Here is an 18,143-nt window from a genome sequence, read left to right as displayed (position 1 = left end):
CAGCCAGCACCCGGGAGCACCGGCCGGACGACCGCGAAAAAGTAGTACAGAACGAACCTGCGGCAAACTCTTCAACAAATCTTTCATATCAACTACTGTTAGCTACATGACATCCCCTGCACCGCACCGCGAGCCTTCGGCGATCGACCAGATCGCCGAAGCCTTCTTCGCCAAGTCCCTTGAACTGACCCCGGAGTGGGGAGTTTCCCTTGGCATGCCAGGCTACGAAACGACCTATGGCGACTACTCCCCCGCTGGCACCACCCAGCAGATCAGTTTGCTGCGAGAGACCCTGGGCGCATTGGCCAATGCCACTCCGGTCGACGCAATTGATGAAGTTTCGCTTGATGCGATGACCGAGCGGTTGAGCCTCGAGATGGAAATCTTGTTCACCGGGCGCACCGAGCTGAACAATATCGCCAGCGCGGCGCAGGAAATCCGCTCAATCATCGATTTAATGCCGCAGGAGTCTTCCGAAGACTATGCTTTCATCGCCCAGCGAATGTCCAACATTCCTGCGGCTATCGACGGCTACATCGCTTCCTTGCGCGATTCTGCATCAAATGACTTGGTTGCGGCGCAGCGTCAAGTGTCCATAGTGATCACGCAAACCACCGATTACGCCAAGGATGGCGGATTCTTCGACCAGTTGGCCGCCTCCGGCACCAAGGCGGAGGCCGCTTTGCAAGCACAGCTGGAGACCGGAGCCGAAGCCGCGAAGAAGGCCTACCGCAAACTCACCGCGTACTTGCAAGACGAACTCCTGGCACAGGCACCCGCCGAAGACGCGGTGGGCCGAGAGTACTACTCACTGATGTCCCGCCGCTTCCTGGGCGCCACAGTGGATTTGGAAGAGACCTACGCCTGGGGCGTCGGCGAACTCGATGCCATCATCGCCGAGCAGCGGCGTGTAGCCCAGCAGATCAAGCCGGGCTCCACGATCGAGGAAGCCAAGAAGATCCTCAACGAGGATCCGGCGCGCAAGCTGTCAGGCACCGACGCATTGCGGGACTGGATGCAGGGCAAGGCAGATCAGGCCATGGCAGACTTGTCGGGCAAGCACTTTGACATCCCGGCGCCAATGGACCGCATCGAATGCATGATCGCTCCGACCCAGGATGGCGGCGTGTACTACACGGGCCCGTCAGAGGACTTCAGCCGTCCCGGCCGGATGTGGTGGTCGGTTCCGCCTGGAGAAGATGAATTCACCACTTGGGCCGAGCTCACCACCGTCTATCACGAAGGTGTTCCAGGCCATCACCTGCAGATCGGTACAGCGCAAATGCAGGCCGCTACGCTCAACAGCTGGCGCCGATTGATGTGCTGGGTTTCCGGCCAGGGCGAAGGCTGGGCGCTGTACTCCGAGCGCCTCATGCACCAGCTGGGCTACCTCGATGACCCGGGCGATTACATGGGCATGCTCGATGCCCAGCGCATTCGAGCCGCGCGAGTGGTCTTTGATATAGGAGTTCACCTGGGCTTGGAAGTTCCTGCGCAGTGGGGCACCGGCACCTGGAATGCCGAAAACGGTTATGAGTTCTTGGAGAAGAATCTGGACATGTCCAAGGGGCAGCTGGATTTCGAGTACAACCGCTATCTCGGATGGCCAGGCCAGGCGCCATCCTACAAGATTGGCCAGCGCCTCTGGGAGCAGATCCGCGATGACCTCGCAGCAGCCGAGGGACAGGACTTCTCGCTCAAGGACTTCCACACAGCGGCCTTGAAGCTCGGTTCAGTTGGCCTGGATACCTTGAAGCGCGCACTCGTGAAGTAGATTTCGACAGTGCAATTTGGCGGTCCTGCAATTTGGCAGGGCCGCCTTTGCCTTAGCCCTTGTAGCTGGAAATCTGAATCAAATTGCCGCAGGTGTCATCAAAGGTCGCAACCACCACAGGTCCCGCATCCATCGGCTCCTGGGTGAAGCTCACGCCCAACGCGCCCAGGCGCTCAAATTCCGCTTGGACATCATCAACAGCAAAGGAGGTTGCAGGAATGCCATCAGCTTTCAGCGCCGAACGATATGGCCCAACGGCGGGATGGTCTGACGGTTCCAGAAGAACCTCAGGGCCCTGCTGTTGGTCGGCAGCGACAAGGGTCAGCCAGCTGTACTCCCCCATGGGAATTTCGTGCTTGACCTTGAAGCCCAGCACCTCGGTATAGAATGCTTTGGCTTTCACCTGATCGTCCACGAAAACACTTGTGATGTAGACCCGCATCTTTTCCTTCTTTCAGTTTCGGCAAATACAGCAACCACAGATTCCCCACGCCTTGCTGGCTTCTACCTTTCCATATGGCTCCGACAGGTCAAGATCATGGAAGCAACAATGAAAAACCTGGATTCAACTTTCGGGGAAAGAATGACGCCACCCTATTGATTAACGATAGATAATAGCTGACAATCATTAGATGGCCAGCCTCGCAGTTATATCCGCCCGAACCGCACTTATCGCAATTTTCCTCGGTGCAATCCTTGGCCAAGTGCTGATTTTGCCGATGTTCATCGAAGAGGCCACCTATATTCATCCCGAAGTGGCCCATCTGGCCACCCCGTACCGGTGCGCAGTGACGGCCGGACTTATTTGCCTGCAGATTGCCCTGATTTGTTTTTGGATCCTCATATCGAAGCTTCGGCGCCGAACCTTCTACCAGATCAGCTCACTGCGCTGGGTCAGCATCGCCATTTGCGCAGCCGCTACAGCAACCCTGCTGGTCCTGGGACTGGGAATTCATCTCTTGGGGTTAGTCGGCGCTGGCGGTCCCGGCGTCGCCCTTGCCGTTGCCGGCGCGGCGACACTCGGAGCAACTGCCACTTGCCTGCTGGTCGCAATGCGCGGCATACTCGCGTCCAGGATACGAAAGCTAACTGCGTGAAGTGACCAATGCTTCACCAAGCACAGTCACGGCGATTAATCCAGCAACAATGGCAGCGAGCCAAATATTCCCATGTGAAGATCCGTGTCGCCACGCCTGGGGCTCCTTGCGATTCGTGCGTAATTTCGCCGGTCCAGTGACCCTAGACACCGCATTTCAGTGCAATAAAACACAAACGATGAAATATTGTCATGTTCAGTAACATTAACTGCCTCCGGCGGAGAATCTCGCCCTAATCTTGTACGCATGTCTAATATCGCAACTGCATCTAAGCTTCCCCGCTGGATGACCAATTTCGGCCCGCAGATCATTGCGGCACTGATAGTCGGTCTTCTATTGGGTCTCGTGGCCAAGTACACCGGCAGCACCGCCGAGGAACCCAACGGATTGGGTGAGGCCCTGTCGATCATTGGCTCCAGCTACGTAGCGTTGCTACGCACTGCAGTTATCCCACTGATCTTCTTTGCGGTTGTCGCTTCGATTGCCAACTTGGCCAAGGTCACCAACGCAGCACGCCTTGCGTGGCAAACCCTGCTCTGGTTTGCCATCACTGCCTTGATCTCGGTAATCATCGGCATGGTTCTTGGCACCGTTTTCCGCCCCGGAGCGAACACCGGCCAGGGCATGCCCGATGACTATTCCGGCAAGACCGGTGACTGGCTCGGCTTCCTCACTGGCCTAGTCCCAGCCAACTTCCTGGGTCTGGGCGCCAGCACCAAGCTGGTCGATGACGCAACTGCTTCTACCTCGATCAGCTTCAACGTCCTGCAGATATTGGTCATTGCTATCGCCGTGGGCGTCGCTGCCCTCAAGGTCGGCAAGGCAGCCGAACCATTCCTGGCGTTCTCCGCCTCTATTCTGGCAATCATCCAGAAGGTCCTTTGGTGGATCATCCGCATCGCACCGATCGGCACGGTTGGCCTGATCGGCAACGCTGTTGCCACCTATGGCTGGGACACCATTGGCGCGCTAGGCAAGTTCACCGTTGCGATCTACGTTGGCTTGGCACTGGTGCTATTCGCGCTGTACCCGGTACTGGTCCGCGCACATGGCCTGTCAATCAAGCAGTACTTCTCGGGCGTATGGCCAGCAGTGCAGTTGGCCTTCGTTTCGCGCTCATCGATTGGCACCCTGCCATTGACCCAGCGCGTGACCGAACGCAACCTCGGCGTACCTTCGGGCTACGCTTCATTCGCAGTGCCGCTGGGTGCCACCACCAAGATGGACGGCTGCGCTGCCATCTATCCGGCCATCGCAGCAATCTTCGTTGCCCAGTTCTTCGGTATTGAGCTGTCCCTCACCGATTACTTCTTGATTGCGCTGGTTTCCGTATTGGGCTCGGCGGCAACCGCAGGTACTACCGGTGCTATTGTCATGCTGACGCTGACCCTATCCACCCTGGGCCTCCCGCTGGCAGGCGTTGGCCTCCTGATGGCCGTTGACCCGATCATCGACATGGGCCGCACCGCGGTGAACGTTGCCGGCCAGGCGCTGGTTCCCACCATTGTCGCCAAGCGCGAGGGCATCTTGGACATTGACATGTACAACGCGCCACGCAATGGCAACCCTTTCGCTGACGAAAGCATCTCAGCGGCAGATGCTGAGGCAGCTGCAGCCAAGTAGGCATTGCTGAAGGAAATCGGCGCACGGGCACTATTGCTCGTGCGCCGATTTCCAGTTAAAGGTCACACGGATTTTCTTTGCACAGGGTGCAACTTTGCACGTAGTGTAAGTTATGTGACTTCCCCGAGTACCGGCACCCGCCGCGAACCAAACAAACGAGCTACGAAACAGGCCATCGTTGAAGCCGTCGCGGACCTGCTCCGCAAAGGCTCTGGCGCGGCGCTTACCGCTACCCAGATCGCTGAAGCGGCCGGCATTTCGCGCCGCACGCTCTTCAACTACTTCCCGTCAGTAGATGCGGTCTTCTCCTATCCCCTGCACCAGGTTCTGGGTACCATGGTGGATTCCATCAGCGACCTGACCGACTCCATGCCCCTGGTCGAAGCGATCATTGAATCGCTCAAATCCGATGACGTGTCACGGATGCTCGGGCAAGTGGCCCAGTTTGGTGCGTTCTTGCGAACGGAAGAAGCCAGCTGCGGCTTCCCCGCCACGATGAACGAATGGCGGAAAGCCACCACGGAAGTTATCGAAAAAGTCGCCCGCCGCTATCCGCAGGCCGACAGTTTCTCCATCAGAGTCTTTACCCATGCTCTGCTCGGCGCAGGCCAAGCAGCATTTGATGAGTGGATCGAGCGTCTTCCAGCTACCGAAACCCACGGTCTGGATATCTCCCCCGAACTCATCTCCGTCTTCCATACTTTGATTACCCAGGCCATGAAAACCCTTGACCAGGGTTTTACCGCCTTGCCGCTGACCAGCACTAGCACCTTGAAGGACATCTAAGCTCATGGCTTCCCTCCTCTACCGCCTCGCGCGATGGGCACACCTGCACCGCTACCGCGTCATTTCGATGTGGCTGGCGGCCTTCATCTTCATCGGCCTGTGCGCCAGCTTGTTCATGGGCCAGTTATCCAATACCTTCACTCTGCCTGGAACTGAAACTCAGCGCACCCTGGACCGCATGAAAGAAGAACTCCCGGATCTCTCCGGCGGCTCTGGCTCCATTGTGTTCCGTGAAAGCTCGGACCGGCCGCTGAACGAAACCCAGAAGCAGGCCATCGCCGAGTCCTTGGAACAGCTGGCCCTGCAGACCCAGGTTGTCGAAGCCATGAGCCCCTTCGAATTGCAGGAACAGCTCGATAAGGCACAGCCAGAGCTGGAGAAAGCGCAGCAGGAGCTTGTTGACGGCCAGGAAAAGCTTGACGATGCCAAGCAGCAGATTGCCGACGGCAAGGTGCAGCTCAAGGAAGGCCGCGACGAACTCACCGATGGCTGGGCACAGTACTTTGACGGCCAGAAGGAAATCCAGGCTGCCGAGCCGCAGATTGCCGCCGCCGAAAAACAGCTCGCCGATAGCCGCGCACAGCTGGAAGCCGGCCAGCGTGAGCTGACCTCGGGTCGTGCCCAGCTGGAAGCCGGCGAGGCGAAGTACAACGCAGGATTAGCAGAGTACAAGGACGGAAAGTCCGAATACGACGCTGGCCGCGCAAAGTTCGAAGCTGGAGAGCAGAAGCTCGATGCCGCTGACGCCAAGCTCGCCGACGGGGAAGAAGAATATCAGGCCGGCGTGGACCAGCTGCTAGGCGACTCTTCCCGTGAAGAATTCGACGCAACCCTGTCTGCCGGCAAGGAAGAAGCCACCACGGGCCTGAAGTCCGCTGAAAAGGGCCTGTCTGCCGCACAGGCGGGACTGGCCGAGGCTGAAGCCGCTATCGATGATCTGATGATCCGGATTGCTGGCGTGCAACAGCAGCTTGATGCCGCTGAAGAAGCTGGTGACGAAGAGAAAATCTCCGAATACACCGCCGCGTTGAATGCCCTGCAGGACGGTCTAGCCGAAGCCGAAGCCGGCAAAACCTCGGCTGAATCTGGCATCGCCGAGGCAACTGCCGGCAAGCAGCAGGCCACCGCCGCACTTGAGCAGATCGCCAGGGCCGAAGCCGGCTTGCAGCAACTTGATGCCGCCCGCAAGGAACTCGACGCTGGCCAGGCCCAGGCCAAGGCAGGCCACGAAGAACTGGATGCCAACCGCAGCCAGCTTGGCGCCGCCAAAACCCAGCTGGACGAAGCCAGGGCACAGCTGGATGCGGCGAAAAATGAAATCGCTAGCAATAAGGTGAAGCTGAGCGAGGGCCAGGCCGAGCTCGATGCCGGCAAGGCCAAGCTGGAGGCCGGGCAACGTGAATTCGATGCCAAGAAGGCGCAGTTCCTTGCAGGCAAAGCCCAGCTGCTAGAAGCCAAGAAGGAGCTTGAAGTCGGCGAAGAGACCATCAAGGAAAAAACCGCCGAGCTTGAGCAGGGAGAGAAGGACATAGAGCAAGGCCTGAAGGATCTGGAATCCGGCCGAGCTGAACTGGAATTCGCTTCCCGCCAGGTGGGCGCAAGCTCCGATATGCGTTTCGTTTCCGAAGACGGAAGTACCGCGGTCTCGCAGGTGACTTTCAAGGTCCAGACCGATGCGCTGACTCCCGATGACCGCGAGCAGATCAAGGCTATCGCCGCAGGTCCACAGGCTAATGGCGTGGAGGTGCTGTTCTCCAAGGAGATCATGCAGGACATGTCCCAGGTCTTCGGAGCCTCGGAAATCATTGGTGTGGTCATCGCTGCCATCGTCCTGATTGCCATGCTCGGAACCTTGGTCGCCGCCGGCCTGCCGCTGTTGCTGGCGATCCTCGGTGTGGGCGCTGGCGTGGGCACTACGATGGCGTTCTCCTCGCTGATTGACATGGCCTCGATTACCCCTGCCCTGGCTCTCATGCTGGGCCTTGCGGTGGGCATCGACTACGCGCTGTTCATTATTCACCGCCACCGTTCGCAGCTGCTCTCCGGCATGGAAGTCGGAGACTCGATTGCACGCGCCGTGGGCACCAGCGGCAATGCTGTGGTCTTCGCCGGCCTGACCGTGATCATCGCGCTGGCGGCCTTGGCCGTTCCGGGACTCCCATTCCTGACCGTCTTGGGACTGTCGGCCGCGTTCACCGTGTTCTGCTCGGTGCTGCTGAACATCACTTTGCTGCCCGCACTGCTGTCCCTGGCTGGCACCAAACTGGTTTCCAAGCGGGCCCGCAAGAAGGCAGCTGCAGATGCCGAGAATCCCAAGATCAAGGAATCGTTCTCCATTCGCTGGGTCCGCTTGGTCACCAAGATCGCTGTTCCAGTGACCCTGTTGGTGGTCGTGGTCCTGGGCGCTATCGCACTGCCGGCCACGCAGATGCGGACCGCTTTGCCCGATGGCAGTGCAGAACCTGCTGATTCGCAGGCCTTCCAGGCCTACGAACAGACCAGCGACAAGTTCGGCTCCGGCTACAACGGTCCGTTGCTGGTCCTGGCTGATCTGCCTGCCGGGCTGACCGAGCGCGAAGCTGAGGAAAAAAGCCTGGACGTGGCAGAAAAACTGCGCGAATACAACGGCGTGGTGGCCGCAATTCCTGTCACCATGACCGAAGACCGGTCCCTGGCAGCCATTCAGGTAATCCCTACCGATGGCCCTTCTTCGGAAGCCACCGAAGCGCTGGTGCACCAGCTACGTGCGGACTACTCGAAGTTCTCCGAGGCCACGGGGGTCGAGATTGCCGTGACCGGCCAGGTCGCCGCGCAGATTGACGTCTCCGAGAAGGTCACCGCCGCCTTGGTCCCGTACCTGAGCATTGTGGTTGGGCTCTCGCTGATCCTGCTGCTGCTGGTCTTCCGCTCGGTCGTGGTTCCGCTGCTGGCCACCGGTGGCTTCCTGCTCTCGCTGGCTGCCGCCTTCGGCGCCAGCGTCATGGTTTACCAGTTCGGGTGGTTCTCCGGCCTCTTCGATGTCAACGTCCCCGGTCCGCTGCTCAGCTTCTTGCCGATCCTGCTCACCGGCATCCTGTTCGGGCTGGCCATGGACTACCAGGTCTTCCTGGTCTCGGCGATGCGCGAACGCTACGCTCACGGCGAGCCTGCCAAGGAAGCGGTCCGTTCCGGCTTCTCGATGGCCGCGCCGGTAGTCACCGCCGCTGCGCTGATCATGATCTCGGTCTTCGCCGGCTTCGTGTTCTCGCACTTGGCAATGATCCGCCCGCTCGGTTTCGCGCTGGCCTTCGGGGTGCTCTTCGATGCGTTCATCATCCGCATGACCTTCATTCCGGCAGTGATGCACCTGCTGGGCGACAAGGCCTGGTACCTGCCTAAATGGCTGGACAAGATCCTGCCGGATGTTGATGTGGAAGGGTCGAAACTCAACGATATGCTGGATTCCGGGGAAAACACCTCCAATGACGGCTTCAACCAGGACCAGGCCAAGGAGAACGCCGCAGTATGAGCGAACAGATGAAGACAGAAACCCGGTTGCTGCTGGCTTCCGCTTCGTGGGGACGCAAGAAGGTTCTGGCCGATGCTGGCATCAGCTTCACTACCCAGGTTTCCGAGGTGGATGAAGATGCGGTGCTGGCAGCTGCAGTGGCCCGGAACGGCGAGCAGAGTCCAGCGCAGACCGCATTGCTGCTGGCTCGGGCCAAGGCCGAGAACGTGGCGCAAGCAGGGCATCTGGCAGGCACCGTGGTGCTGGGCTGCGATTCGGTCTTCGAACTTGATGGCGTGGCCTACGGAAAGCCGCATACCAAGGAGGTAGCCCGCGAGCGCTGGCTGCAACTGAGCGGTGCCACCGGAATCCTGCACTCAGGTCATTGGCTGATTGATCCGGCCAATCCGGAACAGGCTCGCGGCCAGGTTTCTTCCACCGTGGTGCATTTCTCCACCGTGGGCGACGCCGAGATCGAAGCCTACGTAGCCAGCGGGGAACCACTGCCCTGCGCCGGCGCCTTTACCATTGACGGGCTGGCGGCGGCTTTCATCGAGTCCATCGAAGGCAACTTCCAGAACGTCGTGGGATTGGATGTCTTCGTGCTGCGCGGCTTGCTGGCCCAGGCCGGGATAAGCATCGTGGATCTCTGGAAATAAACCGGTTCCTGCCGGTAGATGGTGCCTTCCGCTGCATTGCGGAAGGCACCATTTTCATGCCTGCAGTTCCCGGCTCAGCAGCATCTGTTCATACCCGAACCCACGCTGGCGCATAATGTGGCGCCGGCAGCGGCGGCAATAGAAGTATTCAACAATCCCGGCGGAAGTTCGATGGCTGGATCCGATCTCCCAGCAGTGCTCATGGGCATCGGTTTCCTGTCGGGAATCAGTGGCTTGGCTGTGCTGTGTCGTAGTCATGGCTCCAGCATGATGTAATGTCATTATGCAACTCAACCCTTACGGAGAATATGCGGTGCTCCTCGCCGCATCCCTGGCCAATGACTGGCCAGCAGACCGCGACGGCATCGAGCAACGCACCCGGGAGATCGGCATGACCATGCCCTTTCCGCGGCTTGCCTCGGATCATGGCGAAACCCGCTCGGTGGTGGACGACTGGCTGGACATCGTCGACGCCCCTTCGGATCCCGAGCGGGCACTGCTGCTCAATCTGCAGACGGCCAGCGCTTCGGCGTATCCGCGCCTGGTGGACCACGATGGGGAGGGATGGCACCTGCACTATCGCGATGACGGCCAGAGCATGCCCCAGGTGCTGCGCTCGGTCTTCAGCGTGGGCACGGCATTGCACTTGACCACCCGGGGCATGCACCGGCTGCGGCGCTGCGAGGCCGAGCCGTGCAGCAAAGTGGTCGTGGACGTGACGCGCAACGGGCGCCAGCGGTACTGCTCGGTGCGTTGCGCCAATCGCGCGGCCGTGAGGCGCCACCGCAAACGGCAGGCGTAGCCGAGGCTGATTCCCGCCACACCGAGATCGCGGCGCCCCCACGCTCGGCGGGAGGCCGGGTTGGCTTAGCTAGGATATGGAGGTGACTTCAGCTATCCGTTCCGCGCACCGCGCGGATATTCCCAGAGTTTCCTCCACTTTGGCCCAGGCGTTCGCATCCTATCCCTGGACACGGTGGAGCATTCCAGCCGATCGCTATCTGGAGCGCTTGGAACACCTTCAAGCCCTCTACCTTTCCTACGCGCTGGAGCATGGAGTCGTCCTGGTCAGCGAGGACCTCGACGGTGCCGCAGCGCTCCTGCCGCCGAGTTGCCCAGAGCCTGGTCCAAGCATGCAGGAAGAGATTTCGCAGCTGATGGGCGAGCGCCTGGAGATTGCCTACGGAGTCGACCTGCCGCAGGGGCCTGAGAACGCCTGGGATTTCGCCACGCTTGGGGTAGCTGGATCCAGCGCTGGGCGCGGCCTAGGTTCGGCACTGATCAGCCGGTGCCTGAACCATATTGCCGCGTCGGACTATCCGTACGTGTCCCTGGAAACCTCCACAGAGAGAAATGTCCGCCTCTACCAGCGGCACGGCCTTGCCGTTTTGCATCGCACCGAGATAGCAGAGGGGCCAGTGGTGTACACCATGGGCGCCGACCTCAGATAGCGCAATCCTGCAGGCATCAAGCGGCCCTTCAGGAATCCCTTGGCTGCCGGCCAGCTAGAACACCAGAATGTTCTCGTGGATCCTGGCCCAGCCCGCATCTTCCAGGTCCGAGGTTTCAGATCCGGCCCGGACCAGCATCATCTTCGTTCCAGGGGTGCGCACCTCAACGATGGCATCCGCGCCACCTGCCCCGCCGCATCCTCCAGCCGCGGAGGCCTCGCCCTGGACGAATTTGAACAGGCAAGCCGTTTGCTCATCTGCAGATGCGGCGGCGAAGTAGTCGGCATTGTCGTGCGTGACCAGGAAACGCACGGATTGCATGTCAAGGTCCTCCAACTGGCTCTTATCCCCCGGCCACTTGTCGGTTTCAGCCAGATCGCGGTCCAATGCTGGAATGCCGGTCCCGCTGGAGCAACCGGCCAGGGCGAGCATCCCAACAGCCAGCAGCGCACAAAGCGCCTTGTTTCGATATCGCACGGTGGCCTCCTGGTTTTCCATCTTGGCGATAGCCTAGTTCGCCCCGCGCTGGAAGAATAGGGCAAATGCCCGCACTGCCGGCACACAAGCGGAGAGCGGTGCCCCTTCCAGGCCCTGCAGGCGCCAGCACGCCGGTAGTCTCGCCGGGCAGGTTCCATGAAGGCCCGCAGGAAGATCATTTGTAGGATTCCTCCAAAAAATTCACCCTAACACCCTCGTTTTAGGCGATAACTACATATAGTTCCCACAAAAACGATAGGCTCGTAGCTGAGAAACCCTATTTTTTAAAGACAAGGTTCATGATGAATCCATTGACGAAGGTGCTTATCGCCAACCGTGGCGAGATTGCAGTGCGTATTATCCGTGCCGCACGCGATGAAGGAATCGAGTCTGTTGCGGTCTATGCTGACTCGGATCGCGATGCCCTGCATGTGCGTCTGGCCGATGAAGCCTACGCACTGGGCGGTACCACCGCCGCTGAATCGTACCTTCGCATTGAGAAGATCCTGGACGCAGCTGAGCGCTCCGGCGCCGACGCGATCCACCCGGGCTACGGCTTCCTCTCGGAGAACGCCGAGTTCGCCCAGGCTGTTATCGACGCGGGCTTGACCTGGATTGGCCCATCGCCAGAGTCCATCGACAAGCTCGGCGACAAGGTCAAGGCCCGCCACATCGCCGAGAAGGTGGGCGCTCCACTGGTTCCCGGCACCAAGGATCCGGTGGCTTCGGCCGACGAGGTGTACGACTTCGCCGACGAGCACGGACTTCCACTGGCCATCAAGGCTGCTTACGGTGGTGGCGGACGCGGTATCAAGGTTGTCCGCAACCGCGAAGAAATCGGCGAGATGTACGACTCGGCAGTCCGTGAAGCTGTAGCAGCTTTTGGCCGCGGCGAATGCTTCATCGAGCGCTTCCTGGATGCACCGCGCCACGTGGAGACCCAGTGCCTGGCCGATATCCACGGCAACGTGGTTGTCGTCTCCACCCGCGACTGCTCGCTGCAGCGCCGCAACCAGAAGCTGGTTGAAGAAGCGCCGGCCCCGTTCTTGAGCGAAGAGCAGACCACCCGGCTGTATGAAGCTTCCAAGGCCATCTTGCGCGAAGCAAAGTACAACGGCGCAGGCACTTGCGAATTCCTGGTGGGCCAGGACGGCGTTATTTCCTTCCTCGAGGTCAACACCCGCCTGCAGGTTGAGCACCCGGTCTCTGAAGAGGTCACCGGCCTGGATTTGGTTCGCGAGCAGTTCCGGATCGCCCGCGGCGAAGAGCTGGGCTACACTGACCCCGAGGTCCGTGGCCACTCCTTCGAGTTCCGCATCAACGGCGAAGATGCCGGCCGCAACTTCATGCCGACCCCAGGCACCATTTCCAAGATGAACCTGCCATCGGGGCCAGGCGTTCGCGTTGACTCGGGCATCGAGCAGGGCGAAAGCGTTTCGGGCAACTTCGACTCGATGATCTCCAAGCTGATCGTCACCGGCAGCACCCGTGAAGTGGCTGCGGCTCGTGCTCGCCGCGCGCTGGAGGAATTCCAGATCGAGGGCATGGCTACCGTGCTGCCATTCCACCGTGCAGTGATGAGCGACCCATCGTTCGTTCCGGCCGAGGGACCGTTCAAGGTCCACACCCGCTGGATCGAAACCGAATTCGATACCGTCATCGAGCCTCACCCGATGCCAATGGGTGGCGAGGACGCAGCCGAGGACGAGCGCACCAGCGTGACCGTTGAGGTTGGCGGCAAGCGCTTGGAAGTCACCCTTCCTTCGTCGCTGGGCTCGGTTTCCTCCAACGGTGCCGAGAAGGCCGCAGGCAAGAAGAAGCGCAAGCCGGGCCGCAAGTCAGCCAGCGCCGCTGGCGCGAACAGCGCAGAGCTGCGTTCGCCGATGCAGGGCACCATCGTGAAGGTTGCCGTTGAGAATGGCGAAGCCGTTGCCCAGGGTGATCTGATTGTCGTGCTTGAAGCGATGAAGATGGAGCAGCCGATTACCGCGCACCGTGATGGTGTGGTCAGCGGACTGGAGGTTGCCCCGGGCGAGACCCTGTCCTCGGGCGCCGTCATCGCTTCGATCGAAGAAGCCAAGTAGCATTCGCTGGGAACGCCGGAGGGCCTGGACAAATATGTCCAGGCCCTCCGGCGTTCCATAGCCGGAATCTTCTACTGTGGCACCTGTCCATGATCTGCCCAGTGCACCATGGATGTCCTGAGATGATCAGGCATGAGCAGGAACTTCGGTTCAAGTTCTTCCCAACCAGGCATTTTCACTTGGCGGCTAGCTGCTTCGTGGGTCGCATCGATGTCTTGTTGCGTATCGAGCCCGCTGCCTTCCTCACCCACCAGGCTCAGGTGGTAGATCCATATTGAACCGTCGGCTTCCACATGCCTGAAAGTTGCTTCCAGTGCGGCCCGCTGCGCCGATAAGGATGCCTCGCATTCCTCGTAGCGCTCATTGAGCGTATCCATCCAGGCGCCAAAATTCTCGTCCTGCCCATCCTTTATCCTTGAACGGCTCAGCTCCAGCCGCATGCCCCGGGGCACTGAAGCCGGCATCGCAAAGCCGGGAAAGTCTCGAGGCGTGGGGCTATACGGAACATATGGTTCTTTATCATCCATAGCTTGATGCTTCCAGAATCCGCGAGTCCTGTCACGGCTAATTCGATGACGGAAATTCCCGTAGGACAGCCAATGGATATCGAACCATTTGGCTGATCCGGACTATTGCCGAGCCAGCCACGCATCGAAGGTTTCGTGGCCCAGCCTCGCGGAAGCACTTGGCAGGATCCCTCCATCGCGCATGACTTTGCCCATGGCCCCGGGGAACGGAATTTCCACAATTTTAGGAGACTTGCCCTGGGATTGCAGGTACTTGGCGAACAGGTCAGGGGCGTATTCTTCTTGCGGCCCAGCAAGGTCTTGCACCACGCCCTGCGCCGGCCCCTCAGCAAGATCTACTAGTGCTGCGGCCACCTCGATGCCCGCGATGGGCTGCATCCGCATTTTCGGAGCCATCTGCACCGGCCCCGCGCCCAGACGGTTGATATTCTGCCCAATGAATTCGTGGAATTGGGTCGTGCGCAGCAGGGTGTAGCCGCCGGGAAGCATTTGCAGCATCCGCTCTTGCGCGGCTTTGCCCGCGTAGTAGCTGGAATCCGCCTTGGCCGCACCAATGATCGAAAGCGCCACGTGGTTATGCACCCCGGACTCGCGCCCGATGCTTACGAGGTTGGCCGTCGATTGGGTGAAATACCGCATGGAGGCGGCAGAACTGGTGGTGGCAACTCCGGAGACATCGATGACCGACTGGCAGTCAACCAGCCACTGCTTTACCGCGTTGCGGTTCGTCAGGTCGCATCCCATGGACCGAGCTAGCACCACCGGTTCGTGGCCTGCGTTCTTGAGGTTTTCGACCACCAGCTTGCCGATAGCGCCGGTTCCTCCCGCAACTGCAATACGCATGTGCATTCCCCTTCGGTATTGAACATTTCGCATCCCATGCTTCCATGCCGGGCATCAAGTTGTAAGGGGCTGATAACCCTTTTCAGCTCGTATTCATCTATGCAAGGCGGAAACGAGAAACGGCCCGGCGAATCATCATTGCTTGATGATTCGCCGAGCCGTTCGCTGAGCAAAGCTGTCGAACTACTCGACCCACTCTTCCATGTCCATGTCCGAAGTATCGCGGGTCATGAACAGCGCGACCAGGGTCAGCACTGCACCGAGCGCCAGGTACAGGCCAACGCCCATGGTGTTGCCCGCACCAGCCTTCCACAGGGCCACAGCCACGAAGGATGCAGGAGCCGCGCCGATCACCGAAGACATGTTGTAGGCAACAGCCGAGCCGGTGTAGCGGACATTGGAGGGGAACAGCTCGGGCAGGTAGGCAGCCATTGGACCGAAAGTCAGACCCATCAGGGTGAACCCGATGATCAGCCCGGCCATGGCAGCGCCTTGGCCTGGGCCGAAGAACAGCGTCCATGACAGTCCGAAGACGAAGATGCCTGCGGTAACCCAGATCAGGAACTTGCGGCGGCCGAACTTCTCGGCCAATGGGCCTGAAACCACGGTGAAGATGCCGAAGAAGACAACACCGATGATCAGCATGGTCAAGAAGGTTGGGCGTTCAATGCCCAAGCCCGGAACGAAGCCTGCGGCGTCGAAGGCCTTGCCCTTGGCTTCAGCGGCAGCAGTCGCCTGCTCGACGCTTGATGGCTGGGTGCCGTAGGTCAGGGTGAAGGAGGTCATCAGGTAGAACAGCACGTAGGTTGCCAGCATGATGAAAGTACCGGCCAAGGTCGGGCGCCAGTGCTTCTTCATGGTCACCGCGAACGGCGACTTCACGACCTTCTTCTGGTCCAGGACCTTCTTGAAGGATGCTGATTCAACCAGCTTCAGTCGTACCCAGAGGCCGATGATCACCATGACTGCGGAGAAGTAGAACGGAACGCGCCAGCCCCATGCCATGAATTGCTCTGCGGTGCTGAAGGTCTGCAGTCCCACGAACATCAGGTTCGCGATGATGAAGCCGATTGGCGCGCCCAGCTGAGGGAAGGTGCCGTAGATGGCACGCTTGTTCTTCGGCGCATTCTCGGTCGCCAGCAGCGCCGCACCGGACCATTCGCCACCCAATGCCAGGCCCTGGGCGAAGCGCAGCAGCACCAGCGCGGTCGGTGCCAGAATCGTCCAGCTGCCTGCGGCCGGTGGCAGGAAGCCGATCAGGAAGGTAGCGATGCCCATCAGCAGCAGCGAAGCTACCAGAGTGCCCTTGCGGCCCAGCTTGTCGCCGTAGTGGCCGAAGATGATCGAGCCCAGTGGACGAGCCACGAAAGCCACACCGAAGATCGCGAACGAGGAAAGGATCGCGTTGATGGTGGAGGCGTTGGGGAAGAACAAGGCCGGGAAAACGAGAACCGACGCGGTGGCGTAGGCGTAGAAGTCGAAGAATTCGACGGTGGTGCCAATCATGCTGGCAAACAGCACGCGACCGCGGGTGTTTTCCTTCGGCGCCACTGCCTGGTTAGCCTGCGACATGGAGGCTGCTCCTTAGAGTGAAAGTACGAGTCAGATGTTCATTTACGTTGTCACAATCGTAAACCTCGGTGACCAGTATTCGGATATTGATGTCCAGTATTTGGACAGCAGGTTGCAAGAAATTGAACAGGGGACGGCAAATCACGGGCCTACTAGCAGGTATATGCGTTTCCACATATTGAGACGTGACTTGAGAAAACAGTTTTTACACTTATATCAGAGTCGCTGGCCAAAGTGAATGGTGTCACAAGTTCTTGTATTACGCCGTTAATGCGCCAAGGGCGGCATCACCCTCGTTGGAAGGGAAATGCCGCCCTGGAAAAGTTCTTCAGAACCTAGCGATGGCGGTGCAGGCGACGTGCTGCTTCAGCCAGCGAACCGGACAGCGACGGGTAGACGGTGAAGGTTTCAGCCACGTCATCAACATGCAGGCTGTTCTGGACTGCCAGTGCCAGCGAGAAGATCAGCTCACTCGCGCGCGGAGCAACCACAACACCGCCGATAACGGTGCCCGAGCCCTTGCGGGAAACGATCTTCACGAAGCCCTGGTCCACGTTCATCATCTTGGCGCGAGCGTTGGTGTTCAGATCAACCTTGATGATGTTGGCCTGGTATTTGCCCTCGGCAACCGCACGCTGGGTAACACCCACGGTAGCGATTTCTGGGGAAGTGAATACGTTGGATGCCACTAGATCCAGGTTCAATGGCTTCACCGAGTCACCGAGCAGGTGGGCCACTGCTATGCGGCCCTGCATCGCTGCTACCGAGGCCAGGGCGAAGACGCCGGTGCAGTCACCGGTAGCGTAGATGTTGGTCGCGGTAGTGCGCGAAACGCCATCTACCTTGATGTGCCCGGAGTCGGTCAGCTGCACGCCTGCTTCTTCTAGACCCATGTTGGCGGTGTTGGGGATGCCGCCAACTGCAACCAGGCAGTGGCTGCCTTCGAGCACACGGCCATCGGCCAAGGTGACCAGCACCCTGTCGCCCTGGCGCTCCACGCCCTCGGCGCGTGCCTGGGAAACAACATTGACGCCGTTGTCCTTGAAGGCGTCTTCCAGCACGCCCGCTGCGTCAGCATCCTCGCCTGGCAGCACCCGGTCGCGCGAGGAAACCAGGGTGACCTTGGCACCGAGCAAGTTGTAAGCCGATGCGAACTCGGCACCGGTAACACCGGAGCCAACAACGATCAGGTGCTCAGGGACCTCGTTCATGTTGTAGATCTGGGTCCAGTTGAAGATTCGCTCGCCATCGGGCTTGGCGGTAGGCAGTTCGCGCGGGTGGGCCCCCACGGCAATCAGCATGGCGTCCGCTTCGATTTCCTGTTCGGAACCATCCGGGTGCGATACGGCAACCGTGTGGTCGTCAAGCAGACGACCCTCACCGATCACGATGCGCACGCCAGCGCGTTCTAGAGTGGTGCGGATGTCCGAGGACTGCTCCTTGGCAAGGTCCAACAGACGGTGGTTCACCACCGAGAAGTCAGTGACGGCCGAGTCCAGGCCGTCAACGTGGACTCCAAAGGTCTCGGCGTGCTTCACACGGCGCACTGCGTCCGCCGTAGCAATCAGGGTCTTGGAAGGCACGACGTCGGTCAACACCGCCGAACCGCCCATGCCTGCACGTTCTACGACGGTGACATTGGCACCCAATTGGGCTGCACCCATGGCAGCTTCGTAACCGCCAGGTCCTCCGCCGAGAATAACTAAACGGGTTGCTTCATTCCTACGATCTGCGCTCACATTCACTATTGTTCACCATGCAGG

The 18,143-nt window shown here is 59.9% G+C and carries 15 protein-coding genes; 9 read left to right on the top strand and 6 right to left on the bottom strand.

The window, feature by feature from the left end:
- Nucleotides 1–106 precede the first annotated feature (106 nt).
- Complete coding sequence (locus ACRDT3_RS02605; RefSeq protein WP_431491468.1) at nucleotides 107–1,774, top strand: DUF885 domain-containing protein; 1,668 nt, start codon at nucleotides 107–109, stop codon at nucleotides 1,772–1,774.
- A 52-nt stretch (nucleotides 1,775–1,826) separates the two neighbouring features.
- Here the strand turns inward: ACRDT3_RS02605 and ACRDT3_RS02600 are convergent, their stop codons facing one another.
- Nucleotides 1,827–2,216 (bottom strand): VOC family protein, encoded by a 390-nt coding sequence (locus tag ACRDT3_RS02600; RefSeq protein ID WP_431491467.1) that lies wholly within the window; start codon nucleotides 2,214–2,216, stop codon nucleotides 1,827–1,829.
- A 190-nt stretch (nucleotides 2,217–2,406) separates the two neighbouring features.
- Here ACRDT3_RS02600 and ACRDT3_RS02595 point away from each other — a divergent pair, with 190 nt between their 5' ends.
- The 7 genes from ACRDT3_RS02595 to ACRDT3_RS02565 all read left to right on the top strand — a co-directional run bounded on the left by ACRDT3_RS02595 (nucleotide 2,407) and on the right by ACRDT3_RS02565 (nucleotide 10,877).
- The gene (locus ACRDT3_RS02595; protein ID WP_431491466.1) at nucleotides 2,407–2,871 is read left to right on the top strand and encodes a DUF2975 domain-containing protein; all 465 of its coding nucleotides are present in this window, start codon (nucleotides 2,407–2,409) and stop codon (nucleotides 2,869–2,871) included.
- 246 nt (nucleotides 2,872–3,117) lie between these two features.
- Nucleotides 3,118–4,494, top strand: a complete 1,377-nt coding sequence (locus tag ACRDT3_RS02590) for a dicarboxylate/amino acid:cation symporter (protein ID WP_431491465.1) — start codon at nucleotides 3,118–3,120, stop codon at nucleotides 4,492–4,494.
- Nucleotides 4,495–4,497: 3 nt separating this feature from the next.
- A complete protein-coding gene (locus tag ACRDT3_RS02585) occupies nucleotides 4,498–5,280 on the top strand; it encodes a TetR family transcriptional regulator (RefSeq protein ID WP_431491464.1) in 783 nt (260 codons plus the stop codon).
- Between the two features lie 4 nt (nucleotides 5,281–5,284).
- Nucleotides 5,285–8,788: an MMPL family transporter gene (locus ACRDT3_RS02580; protein ID WP_431491463.1), complete on the top strand. Its 3,504-nt coding sequence runs from the start codon at nucleotides 5,285–5,287 to the stop codon at nucleotides 8,786–8,788.
- Nucleotides 8,785–9,426, top strand: coding sequence for a Maf family protein (locus tag ACRDT3_RS02575; RefSeq protein WP_431491462.1), 642 nt, complete (start codon nucleotides 8,785–8,787; stop codon nucleotides 9,424–9,426). The genes ACRDT3_RS02580 and ACRDT3_RS02575 overlap by 4 nt, the downstream gene beginning before the upstream one ends.
- A 283-nt stretch (nucleotides 9,427–9,709) precedes the next feature.
- Entirely contained in the window at nucleotides 9,710–10,228 is a 519-nt protein-coding gene (locus ACRDT3_RS02570; RefSeq protein ID WP_431491461.1) for a CGNR zinc finger domain-containing protein, read from the top strand.
- An 82-nt stretch (nucleotides 10,229–10,310) separates the two neighbouring features.
- Nucleotides 10,311–10,877 (top strand): GNAT family N-acetyltransferase, encoded by a 567-nt coding sequence (locus ACRDT3_RS02565; RefSeq protein ID WP_431491460.1) that lies wholly within the window; start codon nucleotides 10,311–10,313, stop codon nucleotides 10,875–10,877.
- Between the two features lie 54 nt (nucleotides 10,878–10,931).
- On the opposite strand, the gene ACRDT3_RS02560 is transcribed toward ACRDT3_RS02565, so the two are convergent.
- On the bottom strand, nucleotides 10,932–11,375 hold the full coding sequence (locus tag ACRDT3_RS02560; RefSeq protein WP_431491459.1) for a hypothetical protein: 444 nt from the start codon (nucleotides 11,373–11,375) through the stop codon (nucleotides 10,932–10,934).
- Nucleotides 11,376–11,656: 281 nt separating this feature from the next.
- Here ACRDT3_RS02560 and ACRDT3_RS02555 point away from each other — a divergent pair, with 281 nt between their 5' ends.
- Nucleotides 11,657–13,438, top strand: a complete 1,782-nt coding sequence (locus tag ACRDT3_RS02555) for an acetyl/propionyl/methylcrotonyl-CoA carboxylase subunit alpha (RefSeq protein ID WP_431491666.1) — start codon at nucleotides 11,657–11,659, stop codon at nucleotides 13,436–13,438.
- A 71-nt stretch (nucleotides 13,439–13,509) separates the two neighbouring features.
- On the opposite strand, the gene ACRDT3_RS02550 is transcribed toward ACRDT3_RS02555, so the two are convergent.
- The 4 genes from ACRDT3_RS02550 to ACRDT3_RS02535 all read right to left on the bottom strand — a co-directional run bounded on the left by ACRDT3_RS02550 (nucleotide 13,510) and on the right by ACRDT3_RS02535 (nucleotide 18,125).
- Nucleotides 13,510–13,965, bottom strand: a complete 456-nt coding sequence (locus ACRDT3_RS02550; RefSeq protein ID WP_431491458.1) for a DUF6176 family protein — start codon at nucleotides 13,963–13,965, stop codon at nucleotides 13,510–13,512.
- 102 nt (nucleotides 13,966–14,067) lie between these two features.
- Nucleotides 14,068–14,808 carry an SDR family oxidoreductase gene (locus ACRDT3_RS02545; RefSeq protein WP_431491457.1) on the bottom strand — a complete coding sequence of 247 codons (741 nt, stop codon included), beginning with the start codon at nucleotides 14,806–14,808 and terminating at the stop codon, nucleotides 14,068–14,070.
- Between the two features lie 183 nt (nucleotides 14,809–14,991).
- Complete coding sequence (locus ACRDT3_RS02540) at nucleotides 14,992–16,380, bottom strand: MFS transporter (protein WP_431491456.1); 1,389 nt, start codon at nucleotides 16,378–16,380, stop codon at nucleotides 14,992–14,994.
- A 335-nt stretch (nucleotides 16,381–16,715) separates the two neighbouring features.
- Nucleotides 16,716–18,125: an NAD(P)H-quinone dehydrogenase gene (locus ACRDT3_RS02535; protein ID WP_181148819.1), complete on the bottom strand. Its 1,410-nt coding sequence runs from the start codon at nucleotides 18,123–18,125 to the stop codon at nucleotides 16,716–16,718.
- Nucleotides 18,126–18,143 lie beyond the last annotated feature (18 nt).

This window comes from Glutamicibacter sp. (genome assembly GCF_050701915.1).
In the GTDB taxonomy this organism is placed as follows: domain Bacteria; phylum Actinomycetota; class Actinomycetes; order Actinomycetales; family Micrococcaceae; genus Glutamicibacter.
Note: the sequence above shows the minus strand (reverse complement) of the source record. Positions and strands in the feature narration are given on the sequence as shown.

Bases quoted from the DNA above. Each gene is read 5' to 3' on its own strand.
- ACRDT3_RS02605 (WP_431491468.1), top strand. From the start codon at position 107: ATGACATCCCCTGCACCGCACCGCGAGCCTTCGGCGATCGACCAGATC.
- ACRDT3_RS02595 (WP_431491466.1), top strand. From the start codon at position 2,407: ATGGCCAGCCTCGCAGTTATATCCGCCCGAACCGCACTTATCGCAATT.
- ACRDT3_RS02560 (WP_431491459.1), bottom strand. From the start codon at position 11,375: ATGGAAAACCAGGAGGCCACCGTGCGATATCGAAACAAGGCGCTTTGT.
- ACRDT3_RS02575 (WP_431491462.1), top strand. From the start codon at position 8,785: ATGAGCGAACAGATGAAGACAGAAACCCGGTTGCTGCTGGCTTCCGCT.
- ACRDT3_RS02545 (WP_431491457.1), bottom strand. From the start codon at position 14,808: ATGCGTATTGCAGTTGCGGGAGGAACCGGCGCTATCGGCAAGCTGGTG.
- ACRDT3_RS02540 (WP_431491456.1), bottom strand. From the start codon at position 16,380: ATGTCGCAGGCTAACCAGGCAGTGGCGCCGAAGGAAAACACCCGCGGT.
- ACRDT3_RS02600 (WP_431491467.1), bottom strand. From the start codon at position 2,216: ATGCGGGTCTACATCACAAGTGTTTTCGTGGACGATCAGGTGAAAGCC.
- ACRDT3_RS02570 (WP_431491461.1), top strand. From the start codon at position 9,710: ATGCAACTCAACCCTTACGGAGAATATGCGGTGCTCCTCGCCGCATCC.
- ACRDT3_RS02550 (WP_431491458.1), bottom strand. From the start codon at position 13,965: ATGGATGATAAAGAACCATATGTTCCGTATAGCCCCACGCCTCGAGAC.
- ACRDT3_RS02555 (WP_431491666.1), top strand. From the start codon at position 11,657: ATGAATCCATTGACGAAGGTGCTTATCGCCAACCGTGGCGAGATTGCA.
- ACRDT3_RS02580 (WP_431491463.1), top strand. From the start codon at position 5,285: ATGGCTTCCCTCCTCTACCGCCTCGCGCGATGGGCACACCTGCACCGC.
- ACRDT3_RS02590 (WP_431491465.1), top strand. From the start codon at position 3,118: ATGTCTAATATCGCAACTGCATCTAAGCTTCCCCGCTGGATGACCAAT.